Source organism: Streptomyces sp. NPDC051183 (genome assembly GCF_040682455.1).
Classification (GTDB): Bacteria; Actinomycetota; Actinomycetes; order Streptomycetales; family Streptomycetaceae; genus Streptomyces.
The window spans coordinates 43,563-66,722 of the sequence record NZ_JBFBBA010000035.1; the positions used below are offsets into that span (position 1 = coordinate 43,563).

Annotated in this window: 22 protein-coding genes; 12 read left to right on the top strand and 10 right to left on the bottom strand. The window is 71.6% G+C overall.

The features are described from left to right. Nucleotides 1-159: 159 nt before the first annotated feature. From AB0M99_RS27520 to AB0M99_RS27550, 7 genes are all read right to left on the bottom strand, one after another. Entirely contained in the window at nucleotides 160-423 is a 264-nt protein-coding gene (locus AB0M99_RS27520; RefSeq protein ID WP_365924951.1) for a DUF3099 domain-containing protein, read from the bottom strand. Nucleotides 424-553: 130 nt separating this feature from the next. Beyond that, a complete protein-coding gene (locus tag AB0M99_RS27525; protein WP_365924953.1) occupies nucleotides 554-844 on the bottom strand; it encodes a DUF1416 domain-containing protein in 291 nt (96 codons plus the stop codon). A 54-nt stretch (nucleotides 845-898) separates the two neighbouring features. Then, a complete protein-coding gene (locus AB0M99_RS27530; RefSeq protein WP_365924955.1) occupies nucleotides 899-1,744 on the bottom strand; it encodes a sulfurtransferase in 846 nt (281 codons plus the stop codon). A 173-nt stretch (nucleotides 1,745-1,917) separates the two neighbouring features. Then, nucleotides 1,918-2,007, bottom strand: coding sequence for an Ms5788A family Cys-rich leader peptide (locus AB0M99_RS27535; RefSeq protein WP_353962781.1), 90 nt, complete (start codon nucleotides 2,005-2,007; stop codon nucleotides 1,918-1,920). Between the two features lie 159 nt (nucleotides 2,008-2,166). Further along, nucleotides 2,167-2,856, bottom strand: coding sequence for a DUF2993 domain-containing protein (locus tag AB0M99_RS27540; RefSeq protein ID WP_365924958.1), 690 nt, complete (start codon nucleotides 2,854-2,856; stop codon nucleotides 2,167-2,169). Nucleotides 2,857-2,960: 104 nt separating this feature from the next. Further along, nucleotides 2,961-4,385 (bottom strand): hypothetical protein, encoded by a 1,425-nt coding sequence (locus AB0M99_RS27545; RefSeq protein ID WP_365924960.1) that lies wholly within the window; start codon nucleotides 4,383-4,385, stop codon nucleotides 2,961-2,963. Between the two features lie 10 nt (nucleotides 4,386-4,395). Then, nucleotides 4,396-4,650, bottom strand: a complete 255-nt coding sequence (locus AB0M99_RS27550; protein ID WP_365924962.1) for a MoaD/ThiS family protein — start codon at nucleotides 4,648-4,650, stop codon at nucleotides 4,396-4,398. 447 nt (nucleotides 4,651-5,097) lie between these two features. Between AB0M99_RS27550 and AB0M99_RS27555 the strand changes: the two genes are divergently transcribed. The 5 genes from AB0M99_RS27555 to AB0M99_RS27575 all read left to right on the top strand — a co-directional run bounded on the left by AB0M99_RS27555 (nucleotide 5,098) and on the right by AB0M99_RS27575 (nucleotide 10,574). Beyond that, nucleotides 5,098-5,913, top strand: a complete 816-nt coding sequence (locus AB0M99_RS27555; protein WP_365924965.1) for a response regulator transcription factor — start codon at nucleotides 5,098-5,100, stop codon at nucleotides 5,911-5,913. A gap of 24 nt (nucleotides 5,914-5,937) precedes the next feature. Beyond that, complete coding sequence (locus AB0M99_RS27560) at nucleotides 5,938-6,960, top strand: LacI family DNA-binding transcriptional regulator (protein ID WP_365924967.1); 1,023 nt, start codon at nucleotides 5,938-5,940, stop codon at nucleotides 6,958-6,960. Nucleotides 6,961-7,073: 113 nt separating this feature from the next. After that, the gene (locus tag AB0M99_RS27565; protein WP_365924970.1) at nucleotides 7,074-8,303 is read left to right on the top strand and encodes a trypsin-like peptidase domain-containing protein; all 1,230 of its coding nucleotides are present in this window, start codon (nucleotides 7,074-7,076) and stop codon (nucleotides 8,301-8,303) included. A gap of 97 nt (nucleotides 8,304-8,400) precedes the next feature. Then, nucleotides 8,401-9,135, top strand: a complete 735-nt coding sequence (locus AB0M99_RS27570; RefSeq protein ID WP_365924972.1) for a response regulator transcription factor — start codon at nucleotides 8,401-8,403, stop codon at nucleotides 9,133-9,135. Continuing rightward, nucleotides 9,132-10,574 (top strand): HAMP domain-containing sensor histidine kinase, encoded by a 1,443-nt coding sequence (locus AB0M99_RS27575; RefSeq protein WP_365924974.1) that lies wholly within the window; start codon nucleotides 9,132-9,134, stop codon nucleotides 10,572-10,574. Before AB0M99_RS27570 ends, AB0M99_RS27575 begins: the two co-directional genes overlap by 4 nt. Here the strand turns inward: AB0M99_RS27575 and AB0M99_RS27580 are convergent. Then, nucleotides 10,554-11,468: a phosphatidylinositol-specific phospholipase C gene (locus AB0M99_RS27580; RefSeq protein ID WP_365925039.1), complete on the bottom strand. Its 915-nt coding sequence runs from the start codon at nucleotides 11,466-11,468 to the stop codon at nucleotides 10,554-10,556. The two genes, AB0M99_RS27575 and AB0M99_RS27580, sit on opposite strands and share 21 nt — an antisense overlap. A gap of 82 nt (nucleotides 11,469-11,550) precedes the next feature. Next, nucleotides 11,551-12,120 (bottom strand): helix-turn-helix domain-containing protein, encoded by a 570-nt coding sequence (locus AB0M99_RS27585; protein WP_365924976.1) that lies wholly within the window; start codon nucleotides 12,118-12,120, stop codon nucleotides 11,551-11,553. Nucleotides 12,121-12,251: 131 nt separating this feature from the next. Here AB0M99_RS27585 and AB0M99_RS27590 point away from each other — a divergent pair, with 131 nt between their 5' ends. Beyond that, nucleotides 12,252-13,034 (top strand): alpha/beta hydrolase, encoded by a 783-nt coding sequence (locus tag AB0M99_RS27590; RefSeq protein WP_365924978.1) that lies wholly within the window; start codon nucleotides 12,252-12,254, stop codon nucleotides 13,032-13,034. A 60-nt stretch (nucleotides 13,035-13,094) separates the two neighbouring features. Here the strand turns inward: AB0M99_RS27590 and AB0M99_RS27595 are convergent, their stop codons facing one another. Beyond that, entirely contained in the window at nucleotides 13,095-14,909 is a 1,815-nt protein-coding gene (locus AB0M99_RS27595) for a bifunctional metallophosphatase/5'-nucleotidase (protein ID WP_365924980.1), read from the bottom strand. 176 nt (nucleotides 14,910-15,085) lie between these two features. Here AB0M99_RS27595 and mshD point away from each other — a divergent pair, with 176 nt between their 5' ends. The 6 genes from mshD (at nucleotide 15,086) to pstA (ending at nucleotide 23,134) form a co-directional block, all read left to right on the top strand. After that, nucleotides 15,086-16,018, top strand: coding sequence for a mycothiol synthase (gene mshD / locus AB0M99_RS27600; RefSeq protein ID WP_365924982.1), 933 nt, complete (start codon nucleotides 15,086-15,088; stop codon nucleotides 16,016-16,018). Between the two features lie 247 nt (nucleotides 16,019-16,265). Beyond that, nucleotides 16,266-18,542, top strand: a complete 2,277-nt coding sequence (locus AB0M99_RS27605; protein ID WP_365924984.1) for an RNA degradosome polyphosphate kinase — start codon at nucleotides 16,266-16,268, stop codon at nucleotides 18,540-18,542. A 4-nt stretch (nucleotides 18,543-18,546) separates the two neighbouring features. Further along, nucleotides 18,547-19,488, top strand: coding sequence for a CHAD domain-containing protein (locus AB0M99_RS27610; protein WP_365924986.1), 942 nt, complete (start codon nucleotides 18,547-18,549; stop codon nucleotides 19,486-19,488). A gap of 308 nt (nucleotides 19,489-19,796) precedes the next feature. Continuing rightward, the gene (gene pstS / locus AB0M99_RS27615) at nucleotides 19,797-20,930 is read left to right on the top strand and encodes a phosphate ABC transporter substrate-binding protein PstS (RefSeq protein WP_365924988.1); all 1,134 of its coding nucleotides are present in this window, start codon (nucleotides 19,797-19,799) and stop codon (nucleotides 20,928-20,930) included. Between the two features lie 132 nt (nucleotides 20,931-21,062). Then, the gene (pstC, locus tag AB0M99_RS27620; protein ID WP_365924990.1) at nucleotides 21,063-22,052 is read left to right on the top strand and encodes a phosphate ABC transporter permease subunit PstC; all 990 of its coding nucleotides are present in this window, start codon (nucleotides 21,063-21,065) and stop codon (nucleotides 22,050-22,052) included. Further along, nucleotides 22,052-23,134: a phosphate ABC transporter permease PstA gene (gene pstA / locus AB0M99_RS27625; RefSeq protein ID WP_365924992.1), complete on the top strand. Its 1,083-nt coding sequence runs from the start codon at nucleotides 22,052-22,054 to the stop codon at nucleotides 23,132-23,134. The genes pstC and pstA overlap by 1 nt, the downstream gene beginning before the upstream one ends. Nucleotides 23,135-23,160 lie beyond the last annotated feature (26 nt).

A 23,160-nucleotide genomic window follows, 5' to 3' on the forward strand; every position in this document is an offset into this window, starting at 1 on the left:
TTCTCCGCCTCTTTCCGCTGCTCAGGGATGGTCTGTTCGTGTTCCAAAAGAGTCCCCCACAGGACTGGAGGCGCGGGTCAATTACCCGTGCACACACATGACAGCTTGCTGCGGGGAGATGTTGTACGCACACTTATTACAGTTTTATATCGGCGGGTTTCAGTCCTCGCGACGCCGCTTTCCGTCGAGCTCGTCCCACCACTCGTCGGACTTCGGATCGCCCGAGGGGTCGTCCCACCAACGGTCGTCCGGGCCACGGCGGTTGGCGACCACCGCCGCGACCGGCGGTATGACCATCGCGACCACGCACAGGGCGACGGCGGCCTCGACCGACCACAGGCGCACGAAGGACCAGGCGGACACGAAGAGGAACAGGCATCCGCCCATCAGCAGGAAGTAGGCGCGGCGCCGCCGGGCGTACATGCCTCCAGCGTAGGGCCGGACGGCACGAAGGGCCGCACCCCGTTCCAGTGGCGTCCAACCCCCTGGGGTGCGGCCCTTCGGCCGGTCATGCGGTCGCGCGGCCGTTGTACGGTCGCGCTGCGTGCAGCGGTCAGACCGCGATGGCCACGTTCGTCACGCCGCCGGCCTCGGCGACGACGACCTTGCGGTCGGCCTGGCCGCCGGGGACGAGCGCCCGCAGCGTCCAGGAGCCGGTCGCCGCGTAGAAGCGGAACTGGCCGGTCGCCGAGGTCGGGACCTCGGCGGTGAACTCGCCGGTCGAGTCCAGCAGGCGGACGTAGCCGCTCACTCCCTCGCCGTCCTTGGTGACCTGGCCCTGGATCGCGGTCTCACCGGGCTTGAGCGTCGCGAGGTCGGGCCCGCCGATCTGTGCTCCACACATGTTCTCTGTCCTGTCCTAGAGAGGTCGTACCTACGGGGCGTCGCGTGCCCGGGATTACTTGTTGGGGCCGAGCTCGATCGGCACGCCGACCAGCGAGCCGTACTCGGTCCACGAGCCGTCGTAGTTCTTGACGTTCGTCTGGCCGAGGAACTGGTGCAGCACGAGCCAGGTCAGCGCGGAGCGCTCACCGATGCGGCAGTAGGCGATGGTGTCCTTCGACAGGTCGATGCCCTCGGCCTCGTAGAGGGCCTTGAGCTCGTCGTTCGACTTGAAGGTGCCGTCGTCGTTGGCGTTCTTCGACCACGGGATGTTGCGGGCGCTCGGCACGTGGCCGGGGCGCTGCGACTGCTCCTGCGGGAGGTGCGCCGGGGCGAGCAGCTTGCCGGAGAACTCGTCGGGCGACCGGACGTCGACCAGGTTCAGGGAGCCGATCGCGGCCACGACGTCGTCGCGGAAGGCGCGGATCGAGGTGTCCTGGGCCTTGGCCTTGTACTCGGTGGCCGGGCGGTTCGGGACCTCGGTGCCGTCGACCAGGTCGCGGGAGTCGAGCTCCCACTTCTTGCGGCCGCCGTCGAGCAGGCGGACGTCCTGGTGGCCGTAGAGCTTGAAGTACCAGAACGCGTACGAGGCGAACCAGTTGTTGTTGCCGCCGTAGAGGACGACGGTGTCGTCGTTGGAGATGCCCTTGGCGGAGAGGAGCTTCTCGAAGCCCTCCTGGTCCACGAAGTCGCGGCGGACCGGGTCCTGGAGGTCCTGCTTCCAGTCGATCCGGACGGCGTTGGTGATGTGGTTCTTGTCGTAGGCGGACGTGTCCTCGTCCACCTCGACGATGACGACGTTGGCGTCGTTCAGGTGGGCCTCGACCCAGTCGGCGTCTACGAGGACGTCGCTGCGGCTCATGGTGTTCTCCTCCGGGGCAGTGTGCGGCGGGGCTGTGCTGGTGGTGCTGGGAACGTGCTTCCGGGTGCGCTCGTACTCCTGAGCGGGGAGGCGCCAGGGGGCAGGAGGCAGGTGTGGTCACACGGGAAAGCGGAAGGCCGTCGTCCGGCTGTGGAGCGGGATGCGCTCACACGTCACATGGATCGACAGAGCATGGCGGCGACGCGACACAGGTCTACTGCCCGTCGCTTCGTGAGGTCCGCCTGCTGCTGCTTCATAGCCATGGATCGTAGGGACGAATCGGCTGCCCTGTCACCGTCGTGTCATATTCCGAGACAGGATCGTCCGGATATTGGGACGCGGGCACCCCCGGGCGGCCACCGCACCGCCTCGGGGAGCCTGCGTACGGCCCGTTCATCTGCGGATCGGACCGCGCCGTCTCACTATCCGGCCACGGACACGTTCGAGCCGCCGAGCGTCAGGTGCGCACCCGCCTCGTCCGCGGTCAGCCCGGTCAGCTGCATTCCGGTCGGCAGTCCGCCGTCGATCCGCCGGTCGAAGTCCGTCACCCTGCGGATCGCGGTCTCGATCCCGGGGAGCCCCTCGCCCGGCACCGCGTCGGCGCGCACCCGGACGACCTTCGAGCCGTCCTTGCCGTCGGCCAGGGAGACCGTCGACACCACGCTGCGGGTGACCTTCCTGCCGAGGAAGTCGATGGTCGCGGTGATCTTCACCTTGTTGGGCGCGCCGCCGTAGGCGATGGTCACGCCGGGCTGCGCCGCCGCCATCAGGCCCTGGTAGTCCACCAGGGCGGAACCCTCGGCGCGCTTGGCCTTGCCGCCGCTGAAGTCGCCGTCCAGCTCCACCTCGCGGAAGGTGACGCGCAGGTTCGACAGGGTGGTCTTGCGGCCCTCCGAGGTGGTCACGGCGAGGTCGGACACCCTCAGGTCGACCCGGTCCAGGTCATGGGTGAGCGCCTGGGTCAGGAAGGGGAAGCCGTGGATGTCCACGCCGACGCCCGGGATACCGCCCTGCCTGTTCTGGATCCGTTCGGCCAGCTCGTTCTCGGCGTAGCCGACGGCCCAGCGGTCCAGGCCGACGAACAGGCCTCCGAGCAGTATTGCGGCGATCACGACGCCACGTAGGACACGCACGTGCCCACCCCCTACTGATTGGTACGTGCGTCCTAGTGGACCATGCACCCGTGTGAGGAGGCCGTGAGCAGTCCCACGGGGCGTCAGCCCACCACCCGTCCGAGCAGGTAGACGGCGGGGGCGGCCACCGCCAGCGGCAGCGCGACACCGGCCGTCATGTGCACGAACTTCGACGGATAGTCGTACGCCGCCACGCGCAGCCCGATCAGCGCGCACACCCCGGCCGCGAGGCCCAGCAGCGCCCCGCCGGCCCCGACCGAGGTCAGCCCGCCGACCGCGATGCCGGCGCCGGCGGCCGCGGCCAGCGAGACGCCGACCGAGGGCACGGTGGGCAGCGGCAGCGCGCGGGCGAAGACGGCGACCGCGACGGCGGCCGCGCCCACGGTCACCGAGGCGGTGTCGGCGGCCAGGTAGCCGGCGCAGACGATGGCCAGCGCGGCGGAGGCCACGGAGGCCATCAGCCCGTACATCCGCTCGTCCGGCTCGGCGTGGCTGCGCAGCTGGAGCACGAGGGTGAGCAGCACCCAGGCGCCCAGGGTGCCGATGATGGCGCCGGGGCCGTACGCGCGGTCCACGGCGAGCACCGCCCCGTCCGCGACGAGGGCTCCGGCGAAGGCGAGGGCGATGCCCTGGCGGGCCGGCCACATGCCGTTGAGGCGGAACCAGCCGGCCGCGGTGAGCCCCTGGAGGGCGATCAGCGGCACGAGCAGAGCGAACTGCCCGAAGGCGGCGGCCGCGGCGATCAGCAGCCCGAGGGCGGCGGTCAGTATGGCCGGCTGCGGGCCGGGGTCGATGATCGGCGACCGGCCCTCGGCGCGGGCCTGGGCGGGGTCGACGGCGCGCAGGGTGTTGCCGGCGAGCGTGGGCGGGGAGTACGCGGGCTCCTCGCCGTCGGCCTCCCCCTCCGGCGGCCCGGCCGCGGCGGGGGCCGCGGGGGCGGCGGGGGCCGCCGCCTGGGGCGGGAGGTAGGCGGTGGCCTCGGCCCAGTCCTGCACGGGGGCGGCCACGGGCGCGGGGGCCGGTACCTCGTCGCGGAACCAGCTGTCCGGGGCGGCCGTCTGCCGGTACTGCGGCTGCTGCGGCTGCGCCTGCTGCACCTGCTGCTCGGGACCGGGGTACGGAGGCAGGTACGCCGTCTCGCCCCACTCCTGCACGGGAGCGGGCGCCGGCGCGGGGGCCGGCGCCGGTACCTCGTCGCGGAACCAGCTGTCGGGGGCGGCCGTCTGCCGGTACTGCGGCTGCTGCGCCTGCTGCACCTGCTGCTCGGGACCGGGGTACGGAGGCAGGTACGCCGTCTCGCCCCACTCCTGCACGGGCGCGGGCGCGGGCCCCGGCGAAGGGGCCGGGGCGGGCGCGGGGACCTCGTCCCGGAACCACCCTTCCGGAGCAACCGGCTGGTGCGCGGTGTCCCAGGTGTCGGACTGCCAGGTCTGGGTCCCGTACGGATCCTGGTACTGCTGCTGTTGCTGTTGCTGCTGCTGTCGCTGCTGTTCCTCGGGAGTGCTCATCGGACCGCGCTCACCCGCCCGCGAACGGCGGGAGCACCTCGACGGTGCCCCCCTCGGTCAGCTCGACGGAGTCGTGCGCCCGCTTGCCCACGGGCTCTTCGTTCACGAGGAAGGAGCAGCGCAGCAGGACCCGGGTCAGCTCCCCGGGGTGGCGTTCCCGCACTGCGTCGAGCGCCTCGGCCAGTGTGCGCGCCGAGTACGGCTCCTCCGCCGTCTTGGCCGCGGCCTTGGCCGCCGCCCAGTAGCGGATGGTTCCGGTTGCCACTGCAGCTCCTATCGTCGTCTCCGCGTCGGCCTCCATGATGAACCCTCGGACCCCCCGGCCCCGCGTGCCTCCATGCGCCCCGGGTGCGCCCGGGATGCCTCCCGGGGGGCCGCCGATCCGGTGAAACCGGGGCATACGCTGGTCACGGGGGTGGTGCGAACCACAGAAGAGGCGGTCGCGGAAGCCTCGGCCCCGCGGGCACGGGTGGGCTATTCTGCTGGCGAGAGGATCCGGGCAACGTAGCCCCCGGGTCCTTTTGTGCTTTCAGCACGTTGAACGGACCGAGAACAGTGGTATCCATCCGGACCTCAGGGCGCGGGGACCGGGCGGACACCAGGCAAGCCGTACGAAGCAGTGCCGCGAAAGTCCTCGACGGGACCGAGGAGGAACCGACGTGATGGACCAGCGAACCGTGCAGAACCGCCCGACCTGGGCAGGTGGTCGGGCATGAGCTCCCTCCTGCTGCTGACCAATGCCCTGCAGCCGTCCACCGAGGTGCTGCCCGCCCTCGGCCTGCTGCTGCACAACGTCCGGGTGGCCCCCGCGGAGGGCCCCGCCCTCGTGGACACCCCCGGCGCCGACGTGATCCTCGTGGACGGCCGCCGCGACCTGCCCCAGGTGCGGTCGCTGTGCCAGCTGCTGCGCTCCACGGGGCCGGGCTGCCCGCTGATCCTCGTCGTGACCGAGGGCGGCCTCGCGGCCGTCACCGCCGACTGGGGCATCGACGACGTCCTCCTCGACACCGCGGGTCCCGCCGAGGTCGAGGCGCGGCTGCGGCTCGCCACCGGCCGCCAGCAGCTGGGTTCGGACGACTCCCCGATGGAGATCCGCAACGGCGACCTCTCGGTGGACGAGGCCACGTACTCGGCGAAGCTCAAGGGCCGGGTCCTCGACCTCACCTTCAAGGAGTTCGAGCTGCTCAAGTACCTCGCACAGCACCCGGGCCGGGTCTTCACGCGCGCCCAGCTGCTCCAGGAGGTATGGGGCTACGACTACTTCGGCGGCACCCGCACGGTGGACGTCCACGTGCGGCGGCTGCGCGCCAAGCTCGGCCCCGAGCACGAGTCCCTGATCGGCACCGTGCGTAACGTGGGCTACCGCTTCGTGACCCCGGAGAAGGTCGAGCGGGCCGCCGCGGAGGCTGCGGCACAGGCGGCGGCCAAGGCCACGGCTCAGGCAGCGGCGCAGGCCGCGGCGGCCACCACCCGGATGGAGGAATCCCCTGTGGGAATCCCTACCTCTGGACGCCCTGCCCAGAGGTAGGTCACCCCGCGTAGACTGCCGCGCGTGGCCAAGGTGACGCGGGATGACGTGGCACGACTGGCGGGTACCTCTACCGCCGTCGTGAGCTACGTGATCAACAACGGACCCCGGCCGGTTGCCCCGGCCACGCGCGAGCGTGTCCTCGCCGCGATCAAGGACCTGGGCTACCGCCCGGACCGGGTCGCGCAGGCGATGGCGTCGCGGCGCACCGACCTCATAGGCATGATCGTCCCGGACGCCCGGCAGCCGTTCTTCGCGGAGATGGCGCACGCGGTCGAACAGGCCGCCGCCGACCGCGGAAAGATGGTCCTGGTCGGCAACTCCGACTACCGCACCGAGCGCGAGGTCCACTACCTGCGGGCCTTCCTCGGGATGCGGGTCTCCGGCCTGATCCTGGTCAGCCAGGGCATGAGCGAGCAGGCCGCCAGCGAGATCGAGGCCTGGGACGCCCGCGTGGTACTGCTGCACGAGCGCCCCGAGGCGATCGACGACGTGGCGGTGGTCACGGACGACATCGGCGGCGCCCAGCTCGCCACCCGGCACCTGCTGGAGCACGGGCACGAGTACGTCGCCTGCATCGGCGGCATCGAGAACACCCCGTCGGTCGGCGACCCGGTCGCCGACCACGTCGAGGGCTGGCGCCGGGCCATGCTGGAGGCCGGCCGCTCGATCGAGGGCCGGCTCATCGAGGCCCCGTACAACCGCTACGACGCGTACACGGTCGCCCTGGAGGTCCTGGCGCGGCCCGACCGGCCGACGGCCGTCTTCTGCGCCACGGACGACCAGGCGATCGGCGTGCTGCGCGCCGCGCGGGAGCTGCGCATCGACGTGCCCGGGGAGCTGGCGGTGGCCGGCTTCGACGACGTGAAGGAGGCGGCCCTCACGGACCCGCCTCTGACCACCGTGGCCTCGGACCGTCCGGCGATGGCCCGCGCGGCGGTGGACCTCGTCCTGGACGACGGGCTGCGCGTGGCCGGGTCCCGCCGGGAGCGCCTGAAGCAGTTCCCCTCGGCCCTGGTCATCCGCCGCTCCTGCGGCTGCCGCTAGCCTCCCGCGGACCCGGGTCCCGGGCCGGGCCTTATTTCGGGCATACACGGTTCTGTCGGGCTTCTCAGCCCAGACTCAGGAAGCTCTCATGATCCGCGCTCAGAGTCATAGACATGACCGAGAGCTTCCGCCGCGAAGGCGAGTACCCCGAAAACCGCCCGACCCAGGACCAGCCGTTCGGTGAGGACTGGCAGCGGGGCCGCGACCGGCTGGCGCAGGACGCCGCCGGGGCCTGTCCGCCGCCGCCCGTGTACCCGCCCGCCGCGCCGGGGTGGCACGAGGCGCACCGGCCCCCGGTCATCCAGGGCGAGACGGTCCCCGCTGCCTCCGCCGCCTCCGCCGCCGGCTCCGGCGGCTCCGGCGGCTGGGGCGGCAGCGGCTCCCCCGGCCCGGCCCACGCCGCCGCCCCCGCGCCCCGCGCCAAGAGGCCCGTCGCGCTCCTCGCCGCCGTCGCCCTGGCGGCGGCCGTGGTCGGCGGCGGCACCGCGGCCGCCGTCCAGCAGCTGCTCGGCACCACCACCGGATCCGGCACCGGCGTCAACGGCACGAACGTCTCCCAGTCGAGCAACGGCACCGTCTCAGGGGTCGCCGAGAACGTCAGCCCCTCCGTCGTCCGGATCGACACCCGCACCGGCTCGGGCCAGGGCACCGGCTCCGGCATCGTCGTGACCGCCGACGGCGAGATCGTCACCAACAACCACGTCATCGACGGCGCCACCGAGATCCAGGTGACGATGAGCGACGGCAAGAAGTACACCGCCAAGGTCGTCGGCACCGACCCCGACAAGGACCTGGCGCTCATCAAGCTCCAGGGCGCCAGCGGCCTCAAGCCCGCCAAGCTCGGCGACTCCGGCGGCCTCAAGGTCGGCGACCAGGTCGTCGCCATCGGCTCCCCCGACCGCCTCACCGGCACCGTCACCAGCGGCATCGTCTCCGCGCTCGACCGCGAGGTGAACGTCCCCAAGTCCGAGCAGCGCCAGACCCCGCAGCGCGGCCAGGGCGGCGGCTGGCCGTTCTCGTACGACGGCCGGCAGTTCAACGGCGACACCGGCTCGAACACCACCTCGTACAAGGCCATCCAGACCGACGCCTCCCTGAACCCCGGCAACTCCGGCGGCGCCCTGGTCAACATGAACGGCGAGATCGTGGGCATGCCCTCGGCGATCTACTCCCCCTCCAGCGACGGTTCCACCGCCGGCAGCGTCGGCCTCGGCTTCGCCATCCCGGTCAACACGATCAAGGCCGACCTGCCCTCCCTCCGCAAGGGCGGCACCGGCGGCACCGGCAGCTCCGGCACCGGCGGCGGCCAGAGCGGCACCAACGGCTTCGGCACCTCGTTCTGACGCGGGCCCGCACCACGCCCGTGCGACGCTGGGGGAAGACCTCCGCGGGACGGATCCCGCACTTCCGCCGGCCACGACCACCCTGGGGGACCCACCCATGAATCCCGCCGAAGGCGAAGCACGCATCCTCGTCGTGGACGACGAGCCGGCCGTGCGCGAGGCCCTGCGCCGCAGCCTCGCCTTCGAGGGCTACGGCACACAGACCGCCGTCGACGGCCTCGACGCCCTCGACAAGGCGGCCTCCTACGCCCCCGACCTGATCGTCCTGGACATCCAGATGCCCCGGATGGACGGTCTGACGGCCGCGCGCCGACTGCGCTCGACGGGCAGCACCACCCCGATCCTGATGCTCACCGCCCGCGACACCGTCGGCGACCGCGTCACCGGCCTCGACGCGGGCGCCGACGACTACCTCGTCAAGCCGTTCGAGCTGGACGAGCTGTTCGCCCGCGTCCGCGCGCTGCTGCGCCGCAGCTCGTACGCCGCCCCCTCCGGCGCCGCCGACGGCGCCGGCGAGGACGTGCTGACCTTCGGCGACCTGCGGATGGACCACACCACCCGCGAGGTCACCCGCGCCGGACGCCCGGTGGAGCTGACCCGCACCGAGTTCACCCTGCTGGAGATGTTCCTGGCGCACCCCCGGCAGGTCCTGACGCGCGAGCAGATCCTCAAGACCGTCTGGGGCTTCGACTTCGAGCCCAGCTCCAACTCCCTGGACGTGTACGTGATGTACCTGCGCCGCAAGACCGAGGCCGGGGGCGAGCCCCGGCTGGTCCACACCGTGCGCGGGGTGGGCTACGTACTGCGCCAGGGCGAGAGCGGCCCCGAGTGAGCCCCACCGCCAGATTCCGCGCCCTCCCGCTGCGTTCCCGCCTCGCGCTCCTGGTCACGGTCGCCGTGGCGCTCGCCGTGGCCGCCGTGGCGGCGGTGTCCTGGGTCATGGTGCGGGCCCAGCTCAACGACCAGCTGAACCAGTCCCTCAAGGCCACGAACCCGACCGCCCAGGTGCTGCGCACGCTGCGCGAGGGCTGCTCGACGCGCCCCGGCCAGCAGGTGCAGCCGGAGATCGCCGGGCAGCTGAACGCGACCGTGCAGATCATCACGGCCGACGGCAGCCACTGCACGGTGAGCGGGCTCACGGACCTGCCCGCCACGGAGACCGACAAGGAGGTCGCCGCGGGCAGGCGCGACAAGGTCCTCTACGACGCGACGACCGCCGGCGGCGTCGAGATGCGCGTCTACACCTTCCCCGCGCAGGCGCAGCCCGGCTCCCCCGTCTTCGCGATCTCGGTGGCCAAGCCCCTGGCCGACGTCAACAAGCCGCTGTCCACGCTCGCCTGGGTGCTCCTGCTGGTCTCCGGCATAGGAGTCGTCGGCGCGGGCGCCGCCGGGCTGTGGGTGGCCCGTACGGGGCTGCGCCCGGTCGACGAGCTCACCGGTGCCGTCGAGCACATCGCCCGTACCGAGGACCTCACCGTCCGGATCCCCGACGAGGGCGACGACGAGATCGCCCGCCTGTCGCGGTCCTTCAACTCCATGACGGCCGCGCTCGCCTCCTCCCAGGAGCGCCAGGCGCAGCTGATCGCGGACGCCGGGCACGAGCTGCGGACCCCGCTCACCTCGCTGCGCACCAACATCGAGCTGCTCGCGCGCAGCGAGGAGACCGGCCGGGCCATCCCGCCGGAGGACCGCCGGGAGCTGCTGGCTTCGGTCAAGGCACAGATGACGGAACTGGCCTCGCTGATCGGCGACTTGCAGGAGCTGTCCCGGCCGGATGCCGGGGCGGGCAGCCCGCTCCAGGTGGTGGCCCTGCACGAGATCGCCGAGGCGGCACTGACCCGCGCCCGGCTGCGCGGTCCGGAGCTGGCGTTCCGCTCCGACCTGGCGCCCTGGTACGTACGGGGCGAGGCCGCGGGCCTGGAGCGTGCGGTGGTCAACGTCCTGGACAACGCGGTGAAGTTCAGCCCGCCCGGCGGCGTCGTCGAGGTGTCGCTGCGGGCGGGCGAGCTGACCGTACGGGACCACGGCCCGGGCATCCCGGCCGAGGACCTCCCGCACGTCTTCGAGCGGTTCTGGCGCTCCCCCTCGGCCCGCGCCCTGCCCGGCAGCGGCCTGGGCCTGTCCATCGTGGCCCGTACTGTGCACCGCGCGGGCGGCACCGCCGAGCTGCGCGCGGCGCCCGCCGGCGGCCCGGGGACGGAGGCGGTCCTGCGCATCCCGGGCGCGCCGACGCCGCCGCCGGCCGAGGTGTCAGTTGTGCCGGATCAGTGAGGCGACCAGGCCGGAGCGGGTGTTGGGGAAGTCCATCGGGACGATCCCGAGCCCGGTCCGGCCGGCCATCTCCCCGCCGTCGACGAAGGCGTGCACCTGCGGGCCCAGGCGGTCGGAGTTCCAGCGCGGCGGCATGTACGCCGAGGTGCTGGTGTAGTTCATGAAGAGCTTGCCCGGCTGCTGCACGGCGCGGCGGAACTGGTTCTCGATCCTGCCGCGCTTGGCGAAGGGCTCGGCGTTCCAGTCGTCCTGGATGTCGAAGACGTTGCCGTCCCCGTAGCGCAGGCCCGGCAGCCCGCCGTTGTCGGCGAGGAGGACCACCTTGCCGCGGGCCTGCCCGAGGGTGGGCAGCGCGTCGGCGATGCGGAAGAGCGGGCGCCAGCCCCTGTTGTCGAGGTAGTCGTCGAAGACGGCGCGGAAGGTCGCGTCGCTGTCCTCGGAGTACTCCTGCTTGAGCCGCATCAGGACTGTCTCGCGCGGGTGGGCGCCGAGGAAGTTGGCACAGGCCACGAGCACGTCCCCGAACATCAGGTTCTGGTAGAAGGCCCCGTGGTGGATGGCGAAGGAGCCGCCCGTCACCCGGCAGCGGACGTCGAGGAAGCGGATCCCGGAGTCGAGCTGTTCGGCGATCGAGGTGTTCTGGCAGGCGACGTAGAGCCCGCCCTGGCGGGCGCCGGAGTCGTGCGTGCCGGGGATGGTCATCCGCTGCAGGGCGGTGGAGTCCCCGAGGCCGGCCATCCAGTCCTGGGTGCCGAGGGCCGTGGCCGCGGCGGGTGGTGCGCCGAGTGCGACGGCGGCGCCCGCGGCCAGTGCTCCGGCCAGGAACGTCCGCCGGTCCAGTCCCGCGTTGATACCCGCGCCGATGCCCGCGCCGATGCCCATGCCCCTGCCCATGCCCATGCCCGCCCCTTTGCCGACCCAGTGGTGGGCCGGATTATGGCGTGCGGAACCTGGCTTTACTACCCGGCGGTAGGGGTCAGCTTTCGAGCAACTCCACCATGGTGCGCAGGCCTTGGGTGAGTTCCCGCCCGTTCGGCGCCTGCTCCGGGTCGGTCAGCGACTGCACCATCACCCCCGTCAGCAGCGCGATGTGCAGCGACCCGAGGGCCCGTACGTCCTCCTCCGCGACCGCGTCCTCGGGCACCCCGCGCAGCTGCGCGGCCACCATGCGCCGGGAGGTGCGCTGCCCCTCGGCCAGGGCCGCGAGGAGCTCGGGCGAGGACTGGGCGTGCACGAAGGCCTCGACGTTGGCGAGCCACAGCCAGCGCATGTCGCCGAAGTCCCGGATCTTGCGGTCCCAGGTGTCGGAGTACCGCGCCTCGGCGGTGTCCCCCTGCCCGGTGAGCCGGCCCGAGCCCGCCGCCCACTCGTCCATGGCGGCGAAGAGCGCCTGGTTGAGCAGCACCTCGCGGGACCCGAAGTGGTAGCCGATCGCCGCCATGCTCACCTGCGAGGCGGTGGCGATGTCGCGCACCGTCGTGCGCAGATAGCCCTTCTCCTCCAGGCAGCGGCGCGCTCCGGCCAGCAGGTCCTCGCGATTTCCCATGCCGGGATCGTATCCGCGCAAGGTTTTGGGCAAGCGCGCAAGACAACAGTATTGCGCGCTTGCCCAAATCCTGGCAGGCTTCAGTCATCGCAAGATCCACGGGAACCGCGGGAACCACGGGAGGAACAGCCATGCGCCAGGAGCTGAAGATCGACGACCGGACCCTCTCCTACCTGGACTTCGGCGGCCCCGGCCGCCCGCTGCTCGCCCTGCACGGGGGCATGTCCGAGGGAGCCGCCTTCACCGGGCTCGCCGAGGCCCTCGGCACGGAGTGGCGGGTCATCGCCCCCGACCAGCGCGGCCACGGCGACTCCGACCGGGCTCCCGACTACGGCCGCGAGGGGTTCGTCGCCGACGCCGTCGCCCTGCTCGACCACCTCGGTATCGAGGCCCCGGTGGCTCTCCTCGGCTACTCCCTCGGCGGACTCAACGCCTACCACCTGGCCGCCGCCCACCCCCACCGCGTCGGCGCGCTCATCGACGTGGAGGCCACCGTGGAGATCCACCCCGAGGAGTCCGAGTGGTTCTCCTTCCTGCGCGCCATGCGCTACACCGCGCCATCCACCGAGGAACTGCTGGCCGCCGCCGGGCCGGTGGGCGCCGCCTTCGTCGCGCCCGCGCTGCGCCCGCTCCCCGACCGGACGGGCTGGCGCCTGCCGTTCCACCCGCAGGACATGCTCGACGCGATCGAGGCCTGCCGCGGCGACCACTGGGACGCCTGGCTCGCGAGCGACTGCCCGGCGCTGCTCGTCCACGGCGCCCGCAGCGGGACGCTCACGAAGGAAGTGGCCGACGCGATGGTCTCCCGGCGCCCGGGGACCTCGTACGCGCCCCTGGACGGCGACCACTTCGCGCCGTTCCAGGACCCGCAGGGCCTCTACCAGGCCGTCGGGGAGTTCCTGGCCGCACTCTGACAAAGCCGAAGGGGCGGCGGGCCGACCGGCCCGCCGCCCCCCACAGGGGTACCGCTGCTGCTACTTGATGATCGTGATCCGGTCCGCCGCCGGCGGGGCGATCGGGTTCTGCGGGGTCGACTTCGCCAGGAGCGCGTTGAAGCAGTCCAGGTCGGCCGCGCCGTTCAGCTTGTTCTTGTGCTCCTTCAGGACGGTGAAACCGTCACCGCCGCCCGCGAGGAACTCGTTCATCGCGACCCGGTAGGTCTTGGCGGGGTCGATCGCCGCGCCGTTCAGCTTCACCGAGTCCACGACGATGCGGTCCGCGCCCGTCTTCGTCATGTCCAGGGTGTACGTGAAGCCCTTCGACACCTGGAGGATCTTCGGGTTCACCCCGTTGACCGGGCCGGTGACCTGCTGCTGGAGCGCGGTGATCAGCTGTGCGCCGGTCAGGTCCACGACGTTCATCATGTTGTTGAACGGCTGGACCGTGTACGACTCGCCGTACGTCACGACGCCGTCGCCCTCGCCACCCGCGGCCTTGTAGGCCAGGTCGGCACGGATGCCGCCCGGGTTCATGATGGCCAGCTGCGCGCCGCCCTTGTCGGCCGGGGCGAGCGCCTCCAGCTGCGCGTCGGCGATCAGGTCACCGAGCGGCTTCTCCGGCGACTCCGAGCCGCGGCCCGGGATGTCCGCCGAGATGTAGCCCATGGTGCGGTTGGCGACCGGCGCCGCCAGCGCCTTCCAGCGGTCGATCAGCTCGGTCATGTCCGGGGCCTTGGGCTGGTCCCGGTTGACGACCTTGTTGACCGGCTTGGGCGAGCTGACCGGCGTACGGACGATGTCCTTGGTCTGCCGGTCGTACGTCAGCGTGGTGTCCGTGAACAGCCGGCCGTAGGAGGCGGCGGAGGTCACCATGCGCGGGTTGCCCGCCGGGTCGGGGATGTTGCAGGCGTACGCCTGGTGCGTGTGGCCGGTCACCAGGGCGTCGACCTTCGCGTCCACGTTCTTGGCGATGTCCACGATCGCACCGGAGATGCCGGCGCCCGCGCCCGGGACGTCGCAGTCGTAGTTGTACGCGCCGCTCGCGGGCAGGCCGCCCTCGTGGATCAGCGCGACGATCGACTTCACGCCCTGCTTGTTCAGCTCGGCCGCGTACTTGTTGATCGTCTCGATCTCGTCGCCGAACTTCAGGCCCTTGACGCCCTCGGCGGTGACGACGTCCGGCGTGCCCTCAAGGGTGACGCCGATGAAGCCGATCTTCACGTCCCCCTTCTGCCAGACGAAGGTCGGGTTCATCATCGGACGCTTGGTCTTCTCGTCCGTGACGTTCGCGGCCAGGTACTTGAACTGGGCGCCCGTGAAGTCCTTGCCGTACTCGAAGCAGCCCTCGACCGGGTGGCAGCCGCCGTACGCCATGCGGCGCAGCTCTGTCTTGCCCTCGTCGAACTCGTGGTTGCCCACGCTGCTGACGTCCAGCTTGAGCTTGTTCAGCGCCTCGACGGTCGGCTCGTCGTGGAAGAGCCCGGACAGCATCGGGCTGCCGCCGATCATGTCACCGGCGGCGGCGGTGACGGAGTACTCGTGGCCCTTGCGGGCCTCGCGCAGGCCGGTGGCGAGGTACTCGACCCCGCCGGCGGGTATGGCTTTGGTGGTGCCGTCGGCCTGACGTTCGCTCACCGTGCCGGAGGAGCCCTGCGGGGGCTCAAGCGTGCCGTGGAAGTCGTTGAACGACAGCATCTGCACGTCGACGGTCCGGCTCTTGGCGGCACCGCCACCACTCGCGGCCCCGGCCGGCAGTGCGGCGGCGACCATCGCCCCGGCCCCGGCCGTGACGGCGAGGGCGGTGAGGGTCAACCGGCGGGCTCGGCGGTGCCGTTGTGGCGTCGCTGACATTTAATCCCCTTTGTGGACAGCGATACTGCTTGGGAGGTCCGCCGAAGCCTATTGTCAACGCGCGTAGCACGACAGGGGGTACCGGGTATCGAGCTGGTTACATGCAGAAGGCGGATCGCCCCCGGGACCCCGGGCCGCGCTCCCGCCCGCGCCCCCCGCGGTCGTAGGCTCGGCGTATGACTGACGACGCAGCAGCGGCCCTGGAGCCGGGACGGCAGATTGAGACCCTCGACGAGCTGACGGAGGAACAGGCCGACGCCGTGCTCGCCCTCATCGAGGACGCGGCGCGTACGGACGGCACCACCGCCGTCTCCGAACAGGGCCGCCTCCAGCTGCGCGGCGGCCCGCGCGAGGGCATCCGGCACTTCCTCCTCACGGAGAAGGGGCGGCTCGCCGGCTACGGGCAGCTGGAGGACACCGACGCGGTGGAGGCCCCGGCCGCCGAGCTCGTCGTACACCCCGCGATGCGCGGGCGCGGCCACGGCCGGGCCCTGGGCAGCGCCCTGCTGGCCGCCTCCGGCAAGCGGATCCGGGTGTGGGCGCACGGCGGCAAGTCGGCCGCCCGCCACCTCGCCCAGGTGCTGGGCCTGACCCTCTTCCGCGAGCTGCGCCAGCTGCGCCGCCCGCTCGGCGCGGACGCCCCCGCGCTGCCGGAGGTGGTCCTGCCGGCGGGTGTGACCGTACGGACCTTCGTGCCCGGCAGCGACGACGCGGCCTGGCTCGCGGCCAACGCCGCCGCCTTCGCCCACCACCCCGAGCAGGGCTCGCTGACGCAGCGGGACCTCAACGACCGGATCGCGCAGCCCTGGTTCGACGCGAAGGGCTTCTTCCTCGCGGAGCGCGGCGGCGAGCTCGTCGGCTTCCACTGGACGAAGATCCACCGCGAGCAGCAGCTCGGCGAGGTCTACGTCGTCGGCGTCCGCCCCGGAGCCCAGGGCGGCGGCCTCGGCAAGGCCCTCACCGCGATCGGCCTGCGCCACCTGGCCGACGCCGGCCTGCCCACGGCGATGCTCTACGTGGACGCCGACAACCCGGCGGCCCTCGCCGTCTACGAAGGCCTCGGCTTCACCACCCACGAGGTCGACCTGATGTACCGCACGGAGAGCTGAGCGCGAGCCGTCGCCGGGTCGCCGCCGGGCGGTCCGGCAACGGCTCCGCACCCGCCCGGAGCCCGCCCGGCACCGCCCCGCGGCCGCGGGGCCACGGCTCGGCCGCCCAGGCTGACCCTGGAAGCCACACGCCATTAACCGGGCATTAAGACGCGCTTGCGACTCTCCCCGCATGCAGCCCCGACTCCGTCTGACGGCCGACACTTCCGACGCGCCTGTCCTGCCGCGTGCGCGGAAGAATGGAGTCATGAGCCACAAGCCCAGCGCAGGCCCCACCGAGGTCCCCTCCCAGCACCCGTCCCACAGCTCCGCGGCCTCCCCGGAAGCCGTCGCCGCGCGCGCGGCCTCCGGAGCCCACGCGCGCCTGGGCTCCATAGCGGCGCACCGGCCCCACGTAGACCTCGAACCCGATCTCGACGCGGATCTGGACGCCTACGACGACCAGGACGGCGGGGAGCTGCCCCCCGGGCGCTTCCTCGACCGGGAGCGCAGCTGGCTCGCCTTCAACGAGCGGGTGCTGGAGCTCGCCGAGGACCCGACGACCCCGCTGCTGGAGCGCGCGAACTTCCTGGCGATCTTCGCGAGCAACCTCGACGAGTTCTTCATGGTCCGCGTCGCCGGCCTCAAGCGGCGCATCGCGACGGGCGTCGCCACCCGTTCGGCCTCAGGCCTCCAGCCCCGCGAGGTGCTGGACCTCATCTGGACCCGCTCGCGCGAGCTCATGGCCCGCCACGCCGCCTGCTTCCAGCAGGACATCTCCTCCGCGCTGGCCGAGGAGGGCATCCACCTGATCCGCTGGCCCGACCTCACCGAGAAGGAGCAGGCCCGCCTCTTCACGCTGTTCCGCAACCAGATCTTCCCGGTGCTCACCCCGCTGGCCGTGGACCCCGCGCATCCCTTCCCGTACATCTCGGGCCTCTCGCTGAACCTCGCGGTCGTCGTGCGCAACCCCGTCAGCGGCCACCGCCACTTCGCCCGCGTCAAGGTCCCGCCGCTCCTCTCCCGCTTCCTGGAGGCCTCCCCGCAGCGCTACGTCCCGCTGGAGGACGTCATCGCCGCGCACCTGGAGGAGCTGTTCCCGGGCATGGAGGTGCTCGCGCACCACATGTTCCGCGTGACCCGCAACGAGGACCTGGAGGTCGAGGAGGACGACGCCGAGAACCTTCTCCAGGCCCTGGAGAAGGAGCTCATGCGGCGCCGCTTCGGCCCGCCGGTGCGCCTGGAGGTCGAGGAAGCCATCGACCCCGGCATCCTGGACCTCCTCGTCCAGGAGCTGAACATCTCCGCCGCCGAGGTCTACCCGCTGCCCGGACCGCTGGACCTGACCGGGCTCTTCGGGATCGCCTCGCTGGACCGGCCCGAGCTGAAGTACCCCAAGTTCATCGCCGGCACCCACCGCGACCTCGCCGAAGTCGAGTCCGCCTCCGCGCCCGACATCTTCGCCGCGCTGCGCGAGCGGGACGTGCTGCTGCACCACCCGTACGACTCCTTCTCCACCTCGGTGCAGGCCTTCCTGGAGCAGGCCGCCGCCGACCCGGACGTCCTCGCGATCAAGCAGACGCTGTACCGCACCTCCGGCGACTCCCCGATCGTCGACGCCCTGATCGACGCCGCCGAGTCCGGCAAGCAGGTCCTCGTACTCGTCGAGATCAAGGCCCGCTTCGACGAGCAGGCCAACATCAAGTGGGCGCGCAAGCTGGAGGAGTCGGGCTGCCACGTCGTCTACGGGCTCGTCGGCCTCAAGACCCACTGCAAGCTCTCCCTCGTGGTCCGCCAGGAGGGAGAACAGCTGCGCCGCTACTCGCACGTCGGCACCGGCAACTACCACCCCAAGACCGCCCGGCTCTACGAGGACCTCGGCCTGCTCACCGCCGACCCGCAGGTCGGCGCGGACCTCTCCGACCTGTTCAACCGGCTGTCCGGCTACTCGCGCCGCGAGACCTACCGCCGGCTGCTCGTCGCCCCGCGCTCGCTGCGCGACGGCCTCGTCTCGCGGATCGACAAGGAGGCCGACCACCACCGGGCCGGCCGCCCCGCGTACGTGCGCCTGAAGATGAACTCGATCGTCGACGAGGCCCTCATCGACTCGCTCTACCGGGCCTCCCGGGCGGGCGTCCCGATCGACATCTGGGTCCGCGGCATCTGCGCCGTGCGCCCCGGTGTCCCGGGACTCTCGGAGAACATCCGGGTCCGCTCGATCCTCGGCCGCTTCCTGGAGCACTCCCGGCTCTTCGCCTTCGGCAACGGCGGCGAACCCGAGGTGTACATCGGCAGCGCCGACATGATGCACCGCAACCTCGACCGCCGCATCGAGGCACTGGTCAGGGTCGCCGACCCGGCCCACCGCGCGGCACTGGACCGGCTTCTGGCCACCGGCATGTCCGACGCCACCTCCTCCTGGCACCTGGGACCGGACGGCGAATGGACCCGGCACAGCACGGACAGCGAGGGCCAGCCGCTGCGGCACGTTCAGGAGATGCTCATAGACGCCCGGAGGCGCCGGCGTGGCTCAGCCAAACCATGACCTGATGGCCGGTACAGCGGGTACGGCAGGTACGGCGGGCGAAGTGCTCGGCGCGTACCTGCGTGCCCAGGCCACGGCTTTTTTGCGCGGGCTGCGCCTGCACGAGGAGAGCGGGGCCGACGCCGCGGAGGGCAGCGACGCGGCGCGCAGCCTGCGGGGGGCCGCGCGCCGGATCAGCGGTTCCCTGGCCACGTTCCGGGTGGTGACCGAATCCTCCTGGGCCGACGCGCTGCGCACCGAGCTGGTGTGGCTGTCCTCGACGCTGGCCGACGAGCACGCGTACGCCGCCCGCCTCACGCGGCTGATGGACGCCCTGCACCGGCTGTCGGGCTCCCCGGAGTTCCCGGTTCCGCGCGGCGCGGCGGCCGGGTCGCTCACCGTGGGCTCGGCCCGGGCGGGCGCCCTGCTGGAGCGCCAGCTGACCCTGGCCCGGACCCGCGCGCACTCCGCGACCCTCCAGGCGCTGGGCTCCTCGCGGTTCCACGCAGTGGCGGACGCGGTGGCGGTGCTGGCCTCGGAGGTCCCGCTGGACCCCGTCGCGGCCCGCGGGCGGGTGGGCGAGGTCCTGGTCCCGCTGGCGGCGGTGGCCGAAACCCGCCTGGCGGCGGCGGTGGACGTACTTCCCCCCGCCCCGGAGGCGCACCCGTACGACCCGGACCACGACGGCCCCTGGAACGAGGTGCGCCGCCTGCTGCGGGTCCACCGCTACGCGCGCGAGACGCTGGGCGAGGACGTGGCCCGGCTGGCGGTCGCGGGCGAGGCCCTGGACCGCCACCGCGACGCGGCCGAGGCCGCGGCCGCCTCGGCGACGGCCGCGCGCACGCCGCGGATCGCCCCGGCGACGGCGTACGCGCTGGGCGTCCTGCACGCCGACCAGCGGCACGAGGTGGAGGCGGCCCGGTTCACCTTCCACGACCTGTGGCTGCCGGCGCCCGCCGTTCCCTGAGGGAGGCGCGGGGGGCGCGGGCCGGGAGTGCGGCGCGGGAGTCCGCGCGGTCACGCAAAGGTAACGGGCGGATAACGCCCGCCGAAGTCCAGGTGCCACCCCGGCCGCCCACACCATGCCGTCCGCCATGGTTCACCATCCGTTCACCCGGCCCGGTCGGCCGCTTCACCTGATCTGCCTAATTTCGGTGGTGCACGGTGAGAGTCGCGAGCGAGAAGAGCGGCTGGCCGGGCAAACCGACGTAGTCCTCTTCGCACGCCGCCCCGATACAGAAAGCGGCCGGCGGCTTCTGGAAGGAACACCCGAAAGTGAAGCTTCAGCGCAAGAACATGCTTCGTGCCTCCGCCCTCGGGGCGCTTGTCGTGTCCGGCGCCCTGGTCCTCACGGCGTGCGGCTCGGACGACAACACCAAGGACAACGGCGCCTCCGGCAAGCCGTCCGCCCCGGTGAGCGACATCAAGTGCGACGACGCCAAGGGCAAGCTCCTGGCTTCGGGCTCCTCCGCGCAGAAGAACGCGGTCGAACTGTGGATCAAGAACTACATGGCCGCCTGCTCCGGCGTCGAGGTCAACTACAAGTCCTCCTCCTCCGGTGAGGGCATCGTCGCCTTCAACCAGGGCACCGTCGGTTTCGCCGGCTCCGACTCGGCGCTGAAGCCGGAGCAGGTCGAGGAGTCGAAGAAGATCTGCACCGGTGGCCAGGGCGTCAACCTGCCCATGGTCGGCGGCCCCGTCGCCCTCGGCTTCAACGTCGCCGGCGTGGACAAGCTGAACCTCGACGCCGCCACGATCGCCAACATCTTCAACGACAAGATCAAGAAGTGGGACGACGAGGCGATCAAGAAGCTGAACCCCGGCGTCACGCTTCCCTCCACCGCCATCCAGGCCTTCCACCGCTCCGACGACTCGGGCACCACCGAGAACGTCACCAAGTACCTCAAGGCCACCGCCGCCGACGCCTGGCCGTACGAGGCCGCGAAGAAGTGGGCCGCCCCGGGCGGCCAGGCCGCCTCCGGCTCCGCCGGTGTCGCCGCCCAGGTCAAGCAGGTCGACGGTGCGATCGGCTACTTCGAGCTCTCCTTCGCCAGCTCGCAGAGCATCAAGACGGTCGACCTGAACACGGGCGCCGCCGCCCCGGTCAAGGCCACCGGTGAGAACGCCTCCAAGGCCATCGCCGCCGCCAAGGTCGCCGGCACGGGCTCCGACCTGGCTCTGAAGCTCGACTACACCACCAAGGCCGAGGGCGCCTACCCGCTCGTCCTGGTGACGTACGAGGTCGTCTGCGACAAGGGCAACAAGGCCGAGACGCTCCCGACCGTGAAGTCCTTCCTGAACTACGCCGCCTCGGACGCGGGCCAGAAGGTCCTCCTGGAGAACGGCTACGCGCCGATCCCGGCCGAGATCAACGCCAAGGTCCGCGAAGTCATCAAGACCCTCGGCTAAATCCTGACCCCTGGGGTGGCCGGCCCCTCCCGTCCGAGACGGCCGGCCACCCCCAGGGACCCTCCCCCTCCACCCGGGGGAATCCGGTGCACCGCCGCCAGGGGGCCCGCCCCCATCCAGACCGGAAAGAACATGGCTTCCACCACACCCACCCAGATAGACACGGCTCCGCCTGTCCCCAAGAGCGGAAGGTCCACCGGCCGCGCCGGTGACAAGATCTTCGCGGGGCTCTCCAAGGGCTCCGGCATCCTGCTCCTGGTGATCATGGCGTCGATCGCCGCCTTCCTCACCTACCGCGCCTCGATCGCCCTGTCGAAGAACGAGGGAAACTTCCTCACCACCTTCGACTGGAACGCGTCGGCCAACCCGCCCGTCTTCGGCATCGCCGTCCTGCTCTTCGGCACCGTCGTCAGCTCGATCATCGCGATGGCCATCGCGGTTCCGATCGCCGTCGGCATCGCCCTCTTCATCTCGCACTACGCGCCGCGCAAGCTGGCCGCACCCCTCGCCTACGTGGTCGACCTGCTGGCCGCCGTGCCGTCGATCATCTACGGCATCTGGGGCGCCCTCTTCCTCGTCCCGCAGCTGAACGGCCTGAACCTCTGGCTGGACGAATACCTGGGCTGGACCTACGTCTTCGAGAAGACCCAGGTCGGCGTCGCCCGGTCGCTCTTCACCGTCGGCATCCTGCTCGCGATCATGATCCTGCCGATCGTGACCAGCGTCAGCCGCGAGGTCTTCCTCCAGGTCCCGCGCATGAACGAGGAGGCCGCCCTGGCCCTCGGCGCGACCCGCTGGGAGGTCATCCGGATGGCGGTGCTGCCCTTCGGCCGCTCCGGCGTCATCTCCGCCTCGATGCTCGGCCTCGGCCGCGCACTCGGCGAGACCATGGCCGTCGCGACCGTCCTCTCCCCGAGCTTCCTGATCTCGTTCCACGTCCTCAACCCGGGCGGCGGAACCTTCGCGCAGAACATCGCCGCGAAGTTCGACGAGGCCAACGAGTTCGGCCGGGACGCACTGATCGCCTCCGGTCTCGTGCTCTTCCTGCTCACCCTGCTGGTCAACGGCGCCGCGCGCCTGATCATCGCTCGCCGCAAGGACTTCTCGGGGGCGAACGCCTGATGAGCCACGCACTCCAGGACCAGCGCCCCGGCCGCGCCACCAGGTCCGTAGCCCCCGCCAGCCTCACCCGGGGCGGCCTGCCGCGCTGGGCCCCGGCCGCCATCGCGGTCCTCTCCGCCGCCCTCGGCAGCGGCATCGGCGTCGTCTTCAGCCTCGACAGCAAGGTGCAGTGGGGTCTGATCGCGGCCATCCTCTTCGTCGCCGTGACCTACACCTCCAGCGCGGTGATCGAGAACCGCCGCCAGGCCAAGGACCGCGTCGCGACCTCCGTCGTATGGGTCTGCTTCGTCCTCGCGGTCGTCCCGCTGCTCTCGCTGATGTGGACCACGATCAGCCGCGGCGTGGGGCTCCTCGACGGCAACTTCCTCAGCCACTCCATGAACGGCGTGACCAGCTTCGACCAGGGCGGCGGCGTCTACCACGCGCTGCTCGGCACCATCGAGCAGGTCGGCCTGGCCACGGCCATCGCGGCCCCCATCGGCCTGCTGACCGCCGTCTACCTGGTCGAGTACGGGAAGGGCACGCTCGCCAAGGCCGTGACGTTCTTCGTCGACGTCATGACCGGCATCCCCTCCATCGTCGCGGGTCTGTTCATCCTGACGACCTGGAACCTGATGCTCGGCTTCGGCCCCTCCGGCTTCGCCGGCTCGATGGCCCTGTCGATCCTGATGATGCCCGTCGTGGTCCGCTCCACCGAGGAGATGCTCAAGCTCGTCCCGAACGAGCTGCGCGAGGCCGCCCTGGCCCTCGGAGTGCCGAAGTGGCGCGTGATCCTCAAGGTCGTGCTGCCCACGGCCATCGGCGGAATCTCCACCGGTGTCATGCTGGCAGTGGCCCGCATCGCCGGCGAGACCGCGCCGATCATGCTGCTGGTCTTCGGCTCCCAGCTGATCAACGGCAACCCCTTCGAAGGTGCTCAGTCCTCGCTCCCCCTCTACATCTGGGAGCAGTACAAGGTCGGCAGTGAAGCCTCCTACGACCGGGCATGGGCCGCAGCGCTCGTCCTGATCGCCTTCGTCATGATCCTCAACCTGGTGGCCCGCGGCATCGCCCGCTGGAAGGCCCCGAAGACCGGTCGCTGACGCGACTCCTGAAAGCGAAGTGACCC